The sequence below is a fragment of the Ramlibacter sp. G4-7 genome (assembly GCF_057784995.1).
Genome location: NZ_JBYNTT010000004.1, coordinates 139,976 through 153,648 on the forward strand (window position 1 = coordinate 139,976; position 13,673 = coordinate 153,648).

The 13,673-nt window shown below is 62.6% G+C and carries 18 protein-coding genes and 2 pseudogenes; 17 read left to right on the forward strand and 3 right to left on the reverse strand.

The window, feature by feature from the left end:
* Positions 1 to 288: 288 nt before the first annotated feature.
* The gene (locus AC3EGR_RS07330) at positions 289 to 501 is read left to right on the forward strand and encodes a DUF3820 family protein (protein ID WP_488545796.1); all 213 of its coding nucleotides are present in this window, start codon (positions 289 to 291) and stop codon (positions 499 to 501) included.
* On the opposite strand, the gene AC3EGR_RS07335 is transcribed toward AC3EGR_RS07330, so the two are convergent.
* On the reverse strand, positions 498 to 872 hold the full coding sequence (locus AC3EGR_RS07335; protein ID WP_488545797.1) for a winged helix-turn-helix domain-containing protein: 375 nt from the start codon (positions 870 to 872) through the stop codon (positions 498 to 500). The two genes, AC3EGR_RS07330 and AC3EGR_RS07335, sit on opposite strands and share 4 nt — an antisense overlap.
* A gap of 82 nt (positions 873 to 954) precedes the next feature.
* On the opposite strand from AC3EGR_RS07335, the gene AC3EGR_RS07340 reads away from it, so the two are divergent.
* The gene (locus AC3EGR_RS07340) at positions 955 to 1,515 is read left to right on the forward strand and encodes a hypothetical protein (RefSeq protein ID WP_488545798.1); all 561 of its coding nucleotides are present in this window, start codon (positions 955 to 957) and stop codon (positions 1,513 to 1,515) included.
* Between the two features lie 53 nt (positions 1,516 to 1,568).
* A complete protein-coding gene (locus AC3EGR_RS07345; protein ID WP_488545799.1) occupies positions 1,569 to 1,862 on the forward strand; it encodes a hypothetical protein in 294 nt (97 codons plus the stop codon).
* A gap of 48 nt (positions 1,863 to 1,910) precedes the next feature.
* Here the strand turns inward: AC3EGR_RS07345 and AC3EGR_RS07350 are convergent.
* Positions 1,911 to 2,171, reverse strand: a pseudogene (locus AC3EGR_RS07350) (tyrosine-type recombinase/integrase); the annotation flags it as partial.
* Between the two features lie 474 nt (positions 2,172 to 2,645).
* Between AC3EGR_RS07350 and AC3EGR_RS07355 the strand changes: the two are divergent.
* From AC3EGR_RS07355 to AC3EGR_RS07385, 7 genes are all read left to right on the forward strand, one after another.
* Complete coding sequence (locus AC3EGR_RS07355; RefSeq protein ID WP_488545800.1) at positions 2,646 to 3,359, forward strand: hypothetical protein; 714 nt, start codon at positions 2,646 to 2,648, stop codon at positions 3,357 to 3,359.
* 205 nt (positions 3,360 to 3,564) lie between these two features.
* Positions 3,565 to 5,334 carry an ATP-dependent nuclease gene (locus tag AC3EGR_RS07360; protein ID WP_488545801.1) on the forward strand — a complete coding sequence of 590 codons (1,770 nt, stop codon included), beginning with the start codon at positions 3,565 to 3,567 and terminating at the stop codon, positions 5,332 to 5,334.
* Between the two features lie 150 nt (positions 5,335 to 5,484).
* A complete protein-coding gene (locus AC3EGR_RS07365) occupies positions 5,485 to 6,369 on the forward strand; it encodes a hypothetical protein (protein WP_488545802.1) in 885 nt (294 codons plus the stop codon).
* A gap of 124 nt (positions 6,370 to 6,493) precedes the next feature.
* Positions 6,494 to 7,204: a hypothetical protein gene (locus AC3EGR_RS07370; RefSeq protein WP_488545803.1), complete on the forward strand. Its 711-nt coding sequence runs from the start codon at positions 6,494 to 6,496 to the stop codon at positions 7,202 to 7,204.
* An 81-nt stretch (positions 7,205 to 7,285) separates the two neighbouring features.
* The gene (locus AC3EGR_RS07375) at positions 7,286 to 7,678 is read left to right on the forward strand and encodes a VOC family protein (protein ID WP_488545804.1); all 393 of its coding nucleotides are present in this window, start codon (positions 7,286 to 7,288) and stop codon (positions 7,676 to 7,678) included.
* 123 nt (positions 7,679 to 7,801) lie between these two features.
* Positions 7,802 to 8,290: a DUF2721 domain-containing protein gene (locus AC3EGR_RS07380; RefSeq protein ID WP_488545805.1), complete on the forward strand. Its 489-nt coding sequence runs from the start codon at positions 7,802 to 7,804 to the stop codon at positions 8,288 to 8,290.
* Between the two features lie 75 nt (positions 8,291 to 8,365).
* On the forward strand, positions 8,366 to 8,905 hold the full coding sequence (locus tag AC3EGR_RS07385) for a GNAT family N-acetyltransferase (protein ID WP_488545806.1): 540 nt from the start codon (positions 8,366 to 8,368) through the stop codon (positions 8,903 to 8,905).
* Between the two features lie 179 nt (positions 8,906 to 9,084).
* On the opposite strand, the gene AC3EGR_RS07390 is transcribed toward AC3EGR_RS07385, so the two are convergent.
* Positions 9,085 to 9,465 (reverse strand): hypothetical protein, encoded by a 381-nt coding sequence (locus tag AC3EGR_RS07390; RefSeq protein WP_488545807.1) that lies wholly within the window; start codon positions 9,463 to 9,465, stop codon positions 9,085 to 9,087.
* A gap of 317 nt (positions 9,466 to 9,782) precedes the next feature.
* Between AC3EGR_RS07390 and AC3EGR_RS07395 the strand changes: the two genes are divergently transcribed.
* From AC3EGR_RS07395 to AC3EGR_RS07425, 7 genes and pseudogenes are all read left to right on the forward strand, one after another.
* Positions 9,783 to 10,226 carry a hypothetical protein gene (locus tag AC3EGR_RS07395; RefSeq protein ID WP_488545808.1) on the forward strand — a complete coding sequence of 148 codons (444 nt, stop codon included), beginning with the start codon at positions 9,783 to 9,785 and terminating at the stop codon, positions 10,224 to 10,226.
* A 70-nt stretch (positions 10,227 to 10,296) separates the two neighbouring features.
* Positions 10,297 to 10,401 (forward strand): annotated as a pseudogene (locus tag AC3EGR_RS07400) (GFA family protein); the annotation flags it as partial.
* Positions 10,358 to 10,729 carry a GFA family protein gene (locus tag AC3EGR_RS07405; RefSeq protein WP_488545963.1) on the forward strand — a complete coding sequence of 124 codons (372 nt, stop codon included), beginning with the start codon at positions 10,358 to 10,360 and terminating at the stop codon, positions 10,727 to 10,729. The pseudogene AC3EGR_RS07400 and the gene AC3EGR_RS07405, both read left to right, overlap by 44 nt.
* A 140-nt stretch (positions 10,730 to 10,869) precedes the next feature.
* Positions 10,870 to 12,258: an NAD(P)-binding protein gene (locus AC3EGR_RS07410; RefSeq protein ID WP_488545809.1), complete on the forward strand. Its 1,389-nt coding sequence runs from the start codon at positions 10,870 to 10,872 to the stop codon at positions 12,256 to 12,258.
* Between the two features lie 50 nt (positions 12,259 to 12,308).
* Positions 12,309 to 12,650: a YciI family protein gene (locus AC3EGR_RS07415; RefSeq protein ID WP_488545810.1), complete on the forward strand. Its 342-nt coding sequence runs from the start codon at positions 12,309 to 12,311 to the stop codon at positions 12,648 to 12,650.
* A 74-nt stretch (positions 12,651 to 12,724) separates the two neighbouring features.
* A complete protein-coding gene (locus tag AC3EGR_RS07420; RefSeq protein ID WP_488545811.1) occupies positions 12,725 to 13,186 on the forward strand; it encodes a hypothetical protein in 462 nt (153 codons plus the stop codon).
* Between the two features lie 46 nt (positions 13,187 to 13,232).
* A complete protein-coding gene (locus AC3EGR_RS07425; protein WP_488545812.1) occupies positions 13,233 to 13,673 on the forward strand; it encodes a VOC family protein in 441 nt (146 codons plus the stop codon).

Genomic DNA, 13,673 nt, shown 5'->3' on the forward strand with positions numbered 1-13,673 from the left:
CGGCCCGCAGGGCCACGGCACGCGCCCGCAAGGACGGGTCCGGCCGCGGGCCCCGGCCGCGCAAGTGCTCGAGTTCGGCGCGCAGCACCTGCGCCTCAGCAGCACAGGCGGCCGCGTGCAGCTCGCGCCAATGGCCGAGCGCTCGCGTCTGCGCCTGCAGGAGGAGTCTGTCGTCGAGCGTCATGGGCCGGAAAGGAAATTGCCACCGGGCCTGCCACGCCTGCGTAGGACGATTTCCCATGCGGACGCGGTCGTATCCTACATTCGGCGGCGAGAGACAATCGGGCCATGAGCGATCCGCTGCTGCGCCTGGTGCAGGTCCAGATGCCCTTTGGCAAGTACGAAGGCCGCCTGCTGGCCGACCTGCCCGGCAATTACCTGAACTGGATGGCGCGGGAAGGCTTCCCCAAGGGTGAACTCGGGCGGCTGCTCGCGCTGATGCACGAGGTCGACCACAACGGGCTGCGGCACCTGCTGGCGCCGCTGCGCGGCCAGGGCTAGGCGCCCTTGGCCGCCTTGACCAGGGCGCGCGAGAGGTGCGCGAAGTGGCGCAACGCCGCGTCGCTCAGCTCGATCTGCTTGCGCCGGGCGTCCTCGGTGTCGGCCAGCACGATCCAGCCCTTCTCGCGCATGGACTTCAGGCGGCCGTGGATGGTGGCGGGAGCCCCCAGTTCGTCCTTGCCCATCATGTCGCGCACGGACAGGCGCTCGCCGGCGCGCATGGCACGGGCGACCCCGGCCAGCATGCGCTCTTCCAGGGGGTCGAGCGGGGGCAGGGCCGGAAGGCCCCGGATGGAGTCGGCCAGGTGCAGGAAGCGCAGGTAGACCTCCGCCCCGCCCTTGCCCTTGCTGTTGGAACTCTCTCGTGTCACGTGAGGATTGTGCGGCAAAAGCGCCACAACGCTGCTGTAACATCGATGCCACGATGGTCGTTCCGAATTTCGAACCGTCACCGTGAGCTTCGCGCAGTTCCGCCTGCAGGCCGGCATGGTGCTGGCCACCATCGCGCTGTTCGGCGCCATGGTGGCCGTGAACGAATGGCTGTTCCGGTCGCTGGAATTTACGCGCGGCATCAACTTCATCTACCTGCCGGCGGGCATGCGCCTGCTGTGCACCCTGCTGTTCGCGGAAGCCGGCGCCCTGGGGTTGCTGCTGGTGTCCTGGGGCGTGAGCTTCCAGCTGTTCTTCCCCGGACAGTTCCAACGGCCCTTCGTCGGCGGCGTCATCGCCGCGGTGGCGCCTTACCTGGTCTACCGGCTGGCACGCTGGCAGTACGGGCTGCAGGCTTCGCTGGCCAATCTCACTTCCCCGCGCCTGCTGGTGCTGGTGTTCGCCTACTCGCTCGCCAGCCCGCTGCTGCACCACATCTACTTCGCCTGGGCAGGACAGCAGGACCTGGCGCGCGGCTTCCTCGCCATGTTCATCGGCGACCTCACCGGCAGCCTCCTCGTGATCTACGGGATCAAGGCGTTGCTGGGACTGATCCCGCGGCGAATCCCCCAAACGGGGGTTTGACAGCGCCGAGGGGCGGCCGCTAGCCTCGGTCGTTCGTTCTGGAATCGGGATCAATGACGACGGTGGGGCGTTGCTACGGGGAACAGGTGTGCACACAGGACCTGCAATGCGCGGGTTGCCGCGCCGCCCTGGCGTCCGCGCCTTCGTACCTGATCCCGGCGGAGCCCGGCATCCCGGTGCGCCGGTACGGCAAGCTGCCGCTGCTGGATGACGAGCCGGCCTGGGAGATCGAGCCAATGGCAGCCGCCGAGGCGCCGCGCAGCGTCGGGGACTACGGCGGCACCGCGGTGTTCCTCGCGGCCATGGCGGCTGCGGTGCTCGCGGGGTGCGTGCTGTACCTGCACTGAGCGGGAGTGCGGCCTGCGATGGGGGAGCCGGGGAGAACCGGCTCGGGCCTATGCGGTCGCCAGGCGGTCCAACGGACTCGTTGTTCCCGCCGCTGCCGCCTTCAACACGTGCGTGTAGATCATCGTGGTGCTGACGTCGCTGTGCCCCAGCAGTTCCTGAACCGTGCGGATATCGGTGCCCGTCTGCAACAGGTGCGTGGCGAAGCTGTGGCGCAGGGTATGCGCGGACACCCGCTTGGGGATGTCGGCGGCGACGACGGCGCGCTTCACGGCGCGCTGCAGTTTCTCTTCATGAAGGTGGTGGCGTCGAGGACCGCGTCGTCATGCTTCCGCAGGCGCTCGCGCCGGACCTGCGGGCGCAGCTCGCGTTAGCGCGTGCCCGATGGGAGCCCGACCGCGCTGGCGGCAAGGGCGGCGTCGCGCCGCACTGGAGCGCGCTCTCATTGAACCGCGCAAGCTGGCCGTTGACGACTCCCCTGGCGAGTTCGTCGTGGCTGTCGCGGTATTCGGGGACGCCCTTCTTTATTGGTCTAGATCGAGGAAGGCTGCGAGTTGGCGGTTCCAAGCCAAGCTGGCACTATTCGGTCCCGTGGGCGCAACCAGTTCGAATTGGAGCATGTCCTCTATAACGCCATCGGCCCTGCCAATGCGGTCTAACGGGTCGTTCGACCCGGACACGCAGCGGCATTGCGCCGCGAAGCGTGCTGGTGAGCGTACGCCTCGCGGCGCAATGCCGCTGTGTGCCGGTCAACTCCGACGTTAGGTCTCAACGGGGCGTGCGCCATGAACAAAGAGCTCGATCAGAACGCTACAGACTACGTCGTCGCAACTGCCAAGGCAGTTCTAGGCATGGTTCCTTTTGCCGGGTCTCTTCTCGCGGAACTTGCCGGAACGATCATCCCAAAGCAGCGCCTCGATCGTCTCGCGGACTTCGCCCAGAAGTTGGAGAACCGATTTGACGGCCTGGATAGGGAGCAGATTCGGACGAAGCTGACTGACGAGAACTTTACGGACCTCGTAGAAGAAACGGCGCGACATGCTGCTCGGGCGGTCACGGAGGAAAGAAGGGCTTATTTGGCGTCGTTGCTCGCCACCGGAGTGTCCGAAGATCGCATTTCGTTCATTGAGACGAAGCACCTCCTGCGTATCCTCGGCGAAGTGAACGACATTGAGATCATTTGGCTGCGCTTTTATCTCAACCCTGTGATTAATGGCGACCACGAGTTTCGAGCGAAGCATGAGGCTGTGCTGGAGCCCGTGAGCGCCACATTGGGCAGCGACCAGGCCACACTGGATAGGCATGCGCTTCAGCAGAACTATCTCCAGCACCTGGTCTCATTGGGTCTGCTTGAGCGCCCGTTGGACGTCGATTCAAAAACGGGATATCCGAAGTACGACAAGTTCTCACACGACTGGAAAACAAGGGGGCACCATGTGAGCCCTCTTGGGCGGCTGCTCCTCCGGCATATCGGATTCAACACGAAGGACGGAGATTGAGACCTAACAGGTCAATCGACACGGACGTCATCGCGGCAGGCTTCGCCTGCCTATGTGCCGCCCGTCATTTCTGACGTTAGGCATCACAAACAAGCGCTGGCGTTCCCACATTTGGCGGAGCGCGAGCCTAGGTAGACGAGCAGCGCATGCACTCCGGTTACGATCACGGGACGTATGAGAAGTCGTGCGGCTTGGAGAATCACTTGTGAGCGTCAACATAACTTCGATTCGCTTTTCAAACTTCAAGTCTCTCCGCAATTACGTCCTCTCGATACAGGACATGAACGTTCTAGTCGGCCCCAACAACTCAGGGAAGTCGACGATCATCAGCGCTCTCCGTATCCTTGAAGTGGCTTTGCGAAGGGCGAGGAGTAAGAACGCAGAACGTGTGCGCATACCCGAGGGGAGATTCGGTTACGGGCATCACCTGTCCCTGAACCAGCTCAGCGTCTCTTTGGAGAACGTCGCGACCGACTACAACTCGGAGGACAGCCGAATCGAGTTTCGCCTTTCGAATCGGAACAAGCTGCACCTGTATTTCCCGAGCGATGGCGGCTGTACTCTCTATTGGGAGACCGAGGGCTCCGCAGTTATCACTGCAAGCCGCTTCGCCACCGCCTTTCCAATCACAGTTCAAGTTGTCCCGGTGCTAGGCCCACTCGAGCACAAGGAAGCGTACGTCGCCGAGGACACGGTGCGGGAGGGACTGAGCACTCATCGCGCCAGCCGTCACTTCCGAAATTACTGGCGCTACTACCCCGACGGCTGGCAACTGTTCGCCGACATGGTCGAAGCGACTTGGCCGGGAATGAGGATTCAACGTCCCGACCTTAACCTTATGAACAAGCAACTCACCATGTTCGTGTCGGAAGACCGAATCGATCGTGAGATCTACTGGGCCGGATTCGGATTCCAGGTATGGTGCCAGCTACTTACTCACATTTCCCGCGCATCTGGAACGACACTGCTAGCAGTCGACGAGCCCGAAATCTATCTTCACCCAGACATCCAGCGTCAACTTCTCGCGATTCTACGAGGGCTAGAGGCGGACGTTCTCCTTGCAACACACTCTGTAGAAATCATCAGCGAAGCAGACCCTGCGGAGCTGCTGCTGGTACAGAAGGGTAAACAATCCGCACAGCGGCTTCGAGATGTGGAGGGAATGCAGGCTGCGCTGCAGTCCATCGGATCTGCGCACAATGTCGCGCTGGCTCAGTTGGCTCGCACGAAGAAGATCATCTTCGTTGAGGGGCTAGATGACTTTCGTACTCTACGTCGATTTGCCAAGCTGATCGGTCTGACGGAACTCGCGGCCGGTTCGGACCTTACCGCCTTTGAGTCAGGAGGCTTTTCCTCGTGGGAGCGCATACGCTCTTTCGCTTGGGGCGTCAAAAGAGCGATTGACGCGAGTATCAGGATGTTCGCGGTGTACGACCGAGATTACTATTGCGCGGAGGAAATATCCGAGATCTCAGTCGAACTCACTAAAGAACTGACGGACGCCGTCATCCTCCAGCGGAAGGAGATGGAGAACTACCTGCTCGACGTCGACGTTCTTCAGCGAACGCTTGATAAGCAGCTCGCGGCACGAAACAAGCGCCTGGGAACAAGCGTCGCTGCTTCGAAGGGAGTAGAGCAGTACTTGCTAGAAATCACTGACAAAGAGCGTATCGATGCGCAGTCGCAATACCTGGCGAAGAAGATTGCATTTCACAAGGGTTCGCACATCGACCATAGCACGCTTAGTAAGCAAGTGATGCAGCAGTTCGAGGACGGCTGGAAGACGCTCTCCACCAGGCTTCGAATTGTGCCGGGAAAGACGGTTCTCCGCGCGTTGAGAGAAGCCATACAGACCGACTTGGGAGTGAACTTGACAGACGTGCAGATCATCGACGAGTTCAGGCCATCCGAAGTGCCAGAAGATCTGCAGTCAGTGATAGCCCGCCTGGAGAAGTTCCGGCAAGGAGGCAAGTAGATGAGGACTGTCACCTATGATGCCTAACAGGTCGGTCGACTCGGACACGTTGCGGCAAGGCGCCGCGAGGCGCCGTTGGATATTCTGCACCTCCCGGCCCCTTGCCGCAACGTGCCGGTCACCTTTACGTTAGACGTCCTAGGCACGCTCATGGTTCTCAAATTCTCCAACCAGTGGCGCTTTCAACCGCCTGAGGACGGCACGTACGTTAAGAAGGCCATCCCGCCTGAGGCAGTTGAGGAGTTCATTGGGCTCGCTTCAAAAGTTTCGACGCAGGGTGGTAGCCGGCAAGCCGTTCTTGAACATTTCAAGTCCTTCACTGCGGCCGCCGCGGGCGTAACTCATTCGCGAAGCTCCAACGAACAGTGGGCCGCGAGCGACCTTGATCGGAACTTCAAGAGCGCGGCCGACAATGCTCCTCTTTTCATTGAGGCGTTCTACGACGCGTGCGCGCTCTTAACCCGTCGCAATCCCGATTGGTGGGTGCCCGATGTGGCGTACATCAACGCCGTTCTTCGCAAATACAACATCGGATACGAGATTCGGCACCCTGATTTGGTCGCCCTGGATGACAGCACACCAGCGGTGCCGGTTCCGGCTGCTCCTCCCTCTCTGGAGCAAACAGCTTTGGAGGTGTACCAGACCTCCTTGGCTCGTGCTGAGCAGCTTTTGGTTGAGGGTAGGCCACGGGAGGCCGTGCAAGAACTGCTGTGGCTTTTGGAAACCGTGTCTACCGCCTTTCGAGGCATTGAAACAGCGTCGGGCACCGTGGCCGGGAAGTACTTCAACCAAATTGCGCGTGATCTGAGGGCCAAGCATACTGGCACCACATTCGACCGAGTGCTCGAATGGGTGACTACTCTTCACGGCTACTTGTCCTCTCCCTCCGGTGGCGGCGTCCGTCACGGCCTCGATCTCAACTCTGGGGTCCAGATCACTCCCATCGAAGGCCGCTTGTACTCCAACTTGATCCGTAGCTACATTGGCTACCTTCTAGGGGAGCATGAACGTCTGCAGCCGAGACGCCAGCGATGACGTCTAACTTGGCAATCGACACGGACGTCCTCGCGACCCCTGGCGCGTGCCTATGGTCCGCCGGCGGTTTCTACGTAGACGTCATAAAGGTCACGCGCCGAAACTCACCACTTGCACCCAACTCATGAAAGCTGGTCTGCGCTGCTATGTCTGCGGAAATGCCGCAACGGGGATGGAACACATACCGCCGCGGTCGTTCTTTCCCCGTGGTGGCGGGCTGCAGCTGAAGACAATTCCCTCGTGCGCGGAGCACAACAATGCAAAGTCGGGCGACGATCAGTACGTCCTCGCCCAAATCTGCATCGGAGCTTCGTCGGGCGAGGGTCTTGCCCGAGCGATTTTCATGCGCTCGATTGCGCCGCAACTGTCTCGGAGCCCAGCGTTCCGTGAATTGCTCGCGGCCGGATCGCAGACGCTGCGGGATGGTAGCCGACGGTACTTGGTTGACACGGCGCGGTTAGACAACTTCTTCGATCATCTAGCGGCAGGAGTGTTCTTTGATCGCTACGGAAGATCACTCGATTTGACTACCCACCGAGTAGGACATGTCTACCTTGACCTATACGATGACGATCCCGAGGAAGACGAGAAGCGCCGAATGGTGGCGGCAATGCTCGGCCACCTCTTTGCCGGATTCCAGGAACAGATCGCGCACTATGAAGCCGATAAGATCGATGAGACGGTGTACATGAACCGAATCATGGATCCAGGCGGCCCGGATGCTTCAATAACGATAGTCCATACCTTTTATGGCGTCTTCGACGTAGCGACGTTCCTGACCAGGTATGTAGCCAAGTTCGACGATGTGCACGGGCTACCGCGCGATGACGCCTAACTGGGCAATCGACGCGGACGTCCTATCGGCCGGCTCTCGCCGGCCTACTGTCCGCCGGTCATTTCTACGTTAGGCCGCGACATGCCGCACCTGCATCACGTAGCGTTGTGGGCGTCTGACCTCGATGTGGTCTGCCGCTTCTATTCAGAGCACTTTGGTGCCGATGTTGGTCCGCTCTATGAGAATGAAGGCAAGGGCTTCACATCGCGCTTTCTCAGGTTCGAAACCGGTGCGCGGCTCGAAATCATGAGAACGACGAAGCTCGCGCCGGTTGCGGTGCAGCACGGAGCTGAACGTATGGGACTGACTCACATTGCGATATCCGTTGGCTCCGAGGAGGCCGTGAACAACGTCACTGCTCGTCTTCGCGAGGCTGGGGTGACCGTTGTAAGTGGTCCGCGTAGAACTGGTGACGGATACTACGAGAGTGTCATTCTGGATCCGGAGGGGAACCGTGTTGAGATCGCGGCCTAACAGGTCAATCGACACGGACTTTCTCGCGGCGGGCTTCGCCCGCCTATGGCACGCCGGTCATTTCCAACGTTAGGTTGCACGAACACCACTACCGGCAATGTCGCGGCGCAACATGCGCGCTATGTGACCTTCAACTCAGCCTTCTCTCAGTACCCAATGGCCAGCTCAACTGTCAATTTCGGTGATGTGGCTCACGCCATCCAACTGGCACTTGCTCCAGTCTTCTTGCTGACGGGGATCGCAGGCGTCCTCAATGTCATGGCTGGGCGTCTTGCCCGCATCATTGACCGAGGCCGTCAACTGACTGAACGCCCGCTCCCACCGCAACCGGAAGGCTCAGGAACAATACACATTGAGCTTGCAAGCCTGGAGCGCAGGCGCCACTTGGCCAGTTCGGCTATCACGGCTTGCACTTTCTCCGCGCTTCTGGTCTGCACGGTGATCGCGGCGCTCTTCGTGGAGGTGCTGCTGCAGGTCGAGCTCAAGTGGCTTGTTGGTATTCTCTTCACCGGCTCCACTTTGGCATTGGTGGTGGGTCTTGCGTCCTTCCTGCGGGAGGTCCACTTGGCAACCCAAACCATTCGCATCCCTGCCTCTGTGCCAAAGGGCTGAGCAAGACGTGCAGCCTAACCCTTCCATCGAGCGGACTTGCCTTCGGCAAGCCGCTCATGTCAAACGTTAGGCCGCATGACCTCACTTCCGTTGCTCTCCTGCCGTGAGGTATCGGCCGCAGATGATCTTGCTGCCCTCACGCACTTGATCCGTTCCGCATATGCCCCGCATGCGGCCAGCGGATTGCGCTATTGGGCCACCCATCAGTCCATGGAAGATACCGCCAAGCGCCTTGCATCAGGCCGGGGCTTCGTAGGCGAACTCGATGGAAGGGTGGTAGCAACGGTCACCCTCAAGCGAGCAGAGCCTGACTCTCAGGTCGAACTCTTGCGCGAGCCTCACACGTGGTCCTTTGGGCAGTTTGCCGTCGCGCCGGAGCACAAAGGCAAGGGCTTCGGCAAGCAAATCCATGACTTCGCCCTCGGCTATGCCGCCGCACATGGCTGCACCAAGATGGCGCTGCACACGGCACAAACTGCAGCAGCCTTGATCGCCATGTACCAGTCTTGGGGTTACGCGTTGGTGGGCACCTGTGACTGGCGACCTCATACAAACTTCCTGAGCGTACTGATGTCCAAACCACTCGCGGCAACGCACAGCACAAATGCGGCCTGACCCCTCCATCGAGCGGACGTACCAAAGGCCGCTTCGCGCCCTTTGGCCCGCCGCTCATGTCGAACGTCAGACCGCATGAACGCCCCAGATGTTTCGAAGCTCTCCGACCAGGAGCCTCATGCCTGGCCAAGTAACTTGCCGCAGAGATGCGCGCGTCTCTGCCGAAGGACAGTGCCGGCCTAGAGCGCGAACTCCAGCGCGAAGTGCACCGTGGAGACCCCCTTCTTCTCGATCGGCGGCACGTAGGCGATCCGGGCGGACACATCGCCGGCGAGCGGAATCCGTACGCTGGGGATCGCCATCGGCAGCACCGGGTTCGCCCGGTAGCCGGTGATGGCGCCCACGGTGACGCCGGCGGAAAGCCAGGGCGCCAGCTGCGCCTCAAAGGTGCGTCCGAGGTAGAAGCTCTGGCGCCGTTCCGAGTTGTAGTAGGTTCCGGCGGTATAGCCCTCGGTGGTCTTGACGTAGACCCCCGGGTTGCTGTTGTTGTAGCCAGGACGCGAATGGTGCGAAGCGACATGCAGACCGACGGCCGCAATGCAGCAAAGGAGGGTGGACATGGAGAGAACAAGCGAGGAACCGTGGCGGGCGGTTTCCGCCACCAACTCATCCATTGCAGCATCGGCCCGCCGGCTTGCCTCAGGCGATCGACTTGGCGGGCCTTGGGGAAATGAGCGAAGATGCGTAGGCCACGGGCTTACCTGCTTAGGGCTACGCTGAAGTGGCCGGGATTTTTCGACGGTCGCAGCGACGCTGTTCCGCATTGCGGCTCAGGTCGGCGTGGCATTGCCGGCACTGCTAGAGGCGGGGGCATACGTCTCTCGGCGCAATGCCGCTGTGTGCCGGGCAATTCCAACGTTAGACCGCGTCAACAGCCATGAGGCCACTCGATCTCGATCACTTCCCCCAGCCGGAGTCCAATGACTCGGGCACCGTGGAGGCCGCGCTCGATGGGCTTTGGAGCGCCAGCGATGAACCGTCGGCGATTGATGCATACGACGCTTTTCTCTGGGCAATGGGCGACAACCACGCGGGTACGTTCTATCCGGTCGTATTGGGTGTCCTGCCTGAAATCGAGCAGCTTCTCCTAAGTGGAGAACCATGGGCGCAGCGCGCCACCCTTGAAGCTCTGATAGATCTTGGTGGCTCATTCGCCCCCCAAGAAGGGTATGAGACGTACCTTGGAGGATCTGTTCAAGATTCGCTGAAGGCATTCATCCACTCCATGCGCGGACACATCGCCATGCTGGCGATCGGAGACGATGCACGAGCAAAGAGCGCAATCGACCTATTGGAGCTCATCGATGACCAGGCGGTCTAAAGGTCGTTCGACGCGCACACGCAGCGGCATTTGCGCCGCGCAGCCGACGATAGACTCATAAGGAGGAGCCGTGCTTCGCGGAAGCTGTCTCTGCCAAGGTGTGGCATTTGAGATCGACGGCAAGGTCATCGATCTGCTGTACTGCCACTGCGCCATGTGCCGCAAGGCTCACGGGTCAGCCTTCCGGGCTCGGGGCAAGGTCAAGGGCGTCCGAGTTTCGCTGGACCAGGGGCAGTGAACTGGTCCGCTATTTCGAGTCTTCCCGGGGGACGCACAGGGGCTTCTGCTCAGTCTGTGGCTCCAACCTTGTGAGCAGGTTCGACCAGAACCCTGGGGTGCTCGGTCTCGCTCTAGGCGTGCTCGACGATGACCCGATCAATCGTCCCATCTGCCATGTCTACGTGGCCTGGAAGGCGCCATGGCACGAGATCACGGACGATCTTCCTCGGTTCAAGGAACTGCCCCTGGGGCCGGTGCAGCCTGGGACCTCAGGCGACGCCTAGCGCCGTCATCCGGACCGTGCGCCTCGAGCCATCGCTTTCGGCTCGACCCGGACGCGGGCTAGCTGATCGCATGGACGAGCGACTTGCCCTCCCCCTTCGCCCGCGCCAAGATCACGGTCCCGCCGGCAACAGGACCCAGCATGGCACTCCACCCCGAACCCATCGACACGGACTACCTCGTCGTCGGCGCCGGCGCGGGAGGCATGGCTTTCACCGACGCACTGCTCTCGCACTCGGACGCCACGGTCACCATCGTCGACCGGCGCCACGCGCCGGGCGGGCACTGGCTGGACGCCTATCCCTACGTCCGGCTGCACCAGCCCTCGGCCTTCTACGGCGTGAGCTCGGTGCCGCTCGGGCACGACAGGATCGACGAGACCGGCAGCAACGCCGGCTGCTACGAGCGCGCGGGGCCGGACGAGATCCGCGCGTATTACGCGGAGGTCATGCAGCGGCATTTCCTCCCCAGTGGCCGCGTGCGCTACTTTCCGAACTGCGAGTTCGTGGGCGAGAACCGTCTTGCGTCGAGGCTGGCGCACAAGGCATGGAACGTCCGTGTGCGGCGCAAGGTGGTCGACACCACGTACCTCGAAGGCACCGTTCCCGCAACGAGTCCGCCGCCCTTCGCGGTGGCAGACGGTGTGCGGTGCGTGCCGGCGGGCGGCATCGCCGCCTTGCCCGAGCGCGCCGAGCGCTTCGCCATCATCGGCGCCGGCAAGACCGCCCTCGACGCGTGCGTGTGGTTGCTCGAGCAGGGCGTGCCTGCCGCAGCGCTGCGCTGGATCAAGCCGCGCGAGGGCTGGTGGATCAACCGCCGTTTCCAGCAGCCCGGCACCTTGCTGCCGGACCTGTACCGCAGCATCCCCATCCAGCTCGAGGCCATGGCGCAGGCGCGGTCGATGCCCGAACTCTTCGCGCGCCTGGAAGCCGAAGCGTTCTTCCTGAGAGTGGATCGCGCCGAGCAACCGACGATGTTCCGCGGCGCGGTGATCAGCGAGGACGAGATCGCGCTGGTGCGCCGCATCGAGGACGTCGTGCGCCTGGGCCATGTGCGCAGGATCACCCACGACGAGATCGTGCTGGACGGGGGCCGCGTGCCCGCGCTGCCCGGCACGGTTTACGTGCATTGCGCCGCGCAGGCCCTGCCGCGCCGGCCACTGCGGCCGATGTTCGAGCCGGGTCGCGTGACGCTGCAGCCTTTCCAATGGAGCTTCGCGTGCTTGCAGTTCGCGACCCTCGGGGTCGTCGAGGCCACCGTCGAAGGCGACGAAGAGAAGAACCGCCTCTGTCCGCCCATCCAGAACTGGGACACGGACAAGGACTACCTCGTGTCCTTCCTGGCCAGCCTCGCCCACGGACAGGCGCGCGGCGCGCACCGTGCGCTCGCGAAGTGGGCGAAGGAGACGCGGCTCAACCCGCTCGCCGGCATCGAGGCACTCCGCGACGATCCGGGCGTGGCGGCCACCCGCGAGCGGGTGCATCGCTCGGCCGCTGCGGCGGCAGGCAACCTGGCGAAGCTGCTGCGTTGACGAACGGTGCGTTCGATCCAGTGGCGAAGCGTGCCGCCAGAGGACTAGCCATGACGAAATACTTGATCTCTTTCCCCGCACCGGCGATGGACATCCCGCAAGAAGACTTGGGCGAAGTCGGCGAAGCGGCGCGCGCGGTCATACGCGAGGCGAAGCGAGCCGGCGCCTACGTGTTCGGTGGGGGGATCAACGAAGGCGTCGCGCCGCTGATGGTCGCTGCGGACGGGGCTGTTACAAGCGGGACCTACCCGCAGACCAAGGAGTTCAACGGCGGCTTCTGCGTGTTGGAGCTGCCGTCGCGAGACGCCGCCATCGAGTGGGCCGCGAGGATCGCCAAGGCCTGCCGCTGCTCGCAGGAACTCCGCGAATTCGGGTATGACCCCGAGAGCTGATCCGCGAGCTCCATGGTGAGGCCGGACACATCGTTCGACAACCGAGACCCGGCGGCCTTGAACCGCGTAGCGCGATGAACCAGGCCCTCGAACGCCTCGCTGGCGAGCTTCGGCTGGACGACCCCGGGAACGAGCGCCTGCGGCTGGAGTTCGGGTACGCATGCGCGATGCGTGTCAAGCGTCTGCTCGAGGACCCAGCTGTGGCTGAATGCCTGCTCGCACTCGGCGAGTTCCTGCGCGGCTCGGTCGACCGATCCCGCCTCGCCGCCGACGCCCAACGCGCCAACGTGCTCGCGAACCAGCACCAAGGCTCGAAGTCCATCGACGGCTGTGGCCACGCCGCGGTTTCGGCCAGCTATGCAGTGGCGAATGCGTTGGCCGGCAAGGCGCTGCAGGCGGCGGACTATGCGGCCTACGCCATGGTCTACGGGCAGGGCGGCTATGGCGCGGTTGCCGACCGCGAGTCGTTCGGGCCGGAATTCCAATGGCAGCTCGCCTGCCTGGCATCATTGGCGGGGCGCGGGGGCAACGTGTGAGGGTGTCCGCCGTGCACCTGCAACGTCAGCCGGCGAAGGGAGCATCGTGACCGTCAAGCGCATCGACAACGTGGGCATCGTGGTGGAGAACCTCGATGCGGCCATCGCGTTCTTCACGGAGCTCGGCCTCGAGCTCGAGGGGCGCGCCCCGATCGAAGGAAGCTGGGCCGAGGGCGTCACCGCACTGGCGAACATGCGTGTCGAGATCGCCATGATGCGCACGCCGGACGGCCACGGCCGGATCGAGATCTCGCGGTTCCTCGCGCCTCCCGTGGTCGCCGATCACCGCAGCGCTCCGGTGAATGCGCTCGGTTATCTCCGCATCATGTTCGCCGTGGAGGACATCGACGACACGCTCGCGCGGCTCGGCAAGCGGGGCGCGAAGCTCGTGGGTGAAGTGGTCCGGTACCAGGACGCGTACCGCCTCTGCTACATCCGCGGGCCCGAAGGCGTCCTCATCGGGCTTGCACAGGAGCTGGGAAAGTAG

Bases quoted from the DNA above. Each gene is read 5' to 3' on its own strand.
- AC3EGR_RS07365 (WP_488545802.1), top strand. From the start codon at position 5,485: ATGGTTCTCAAATTCTCCAACCAGTGGCGCTTTCAACCGCCTGAGGAC.
- AC3EGR_RS07370 (WP_488545803.1), top strand. From the start codon at position 6,494: ATGAAAGCTGGTCTGCGCTGCTATGTCTGCGGAAATGCCGCAACGGGG.
- AC3EGR_RS07410 (WP_488545809.1), top strand. From the start codon at position 10,870: ATGGCACTCCACCCCGAACCCATCGACACGGACTACCTCGTCGTCGGC.
- AC3EGR_RS07415 (WP_488545810.1), top strand. From the start codon at position 12,309: ATGACGAAATACTTGATCTCTTTCCCCGCACCGGCGATGGACATCCCG.
- AC3EGR_RS07375 (WP_488545804.1), top strand. From the start codon at position 7,286: ATGCCGCACCTGCATCACGTAGCGTTGTGGGCGTCTGACCTCGATGTG.
- AC3EGR_RS07385 (WP_488545806.1), top strand. From the start codon at position 8,366: ATGACCTCACTTCCGTTGCTCTCCTGCCGTGAGGTATCGGCCGCAGAT.
- AC3EGR_RS07390 (WP_488545807.1), bottom strand. From the start codon at position 9,465: ATGTCCACCCTCCTTTGCTGCATTGCGGCCGTCGGTCTGCATGTCGCT.
- AC3EGR_RS07395 (WP_488545808.1), top strand. From the start codon at position 9,783: ATGAGGCCACTCGATCTCGATCACTTCCCCCAGCCGGAGTCCAATGAC.
- AC3EGR_RS07345 (WP_488545799.1), top strand. From the start codon at position 1,569: ATGACGACGGTGGGGCGTTGCTACGGGGAACAGGTGTGCACACAGGAC.
- AC3EGR_RS07420 (WP_488545811.1), top strand. From the start codon at position 12,725: ATGAACCAGGCCCTCGAACGCCTCGCTGGCGAGCTTCGGCTGGACGAC.
- AC3EGR_RS07355 (WP_488545800.1), top strand. From the start codon at position 2,646: ATGAACAAAGAGCTCGATCAGAACGCTACAGACTACGTCGTCGCAACT.
- AC3EGR_RS07330 (WP_488545796.1), top strand. From the start codon at position 289: ATGAGCGATCCGCTGCTGCGCCTGGTGCAGGTCCAGATGCCCTTTGGC.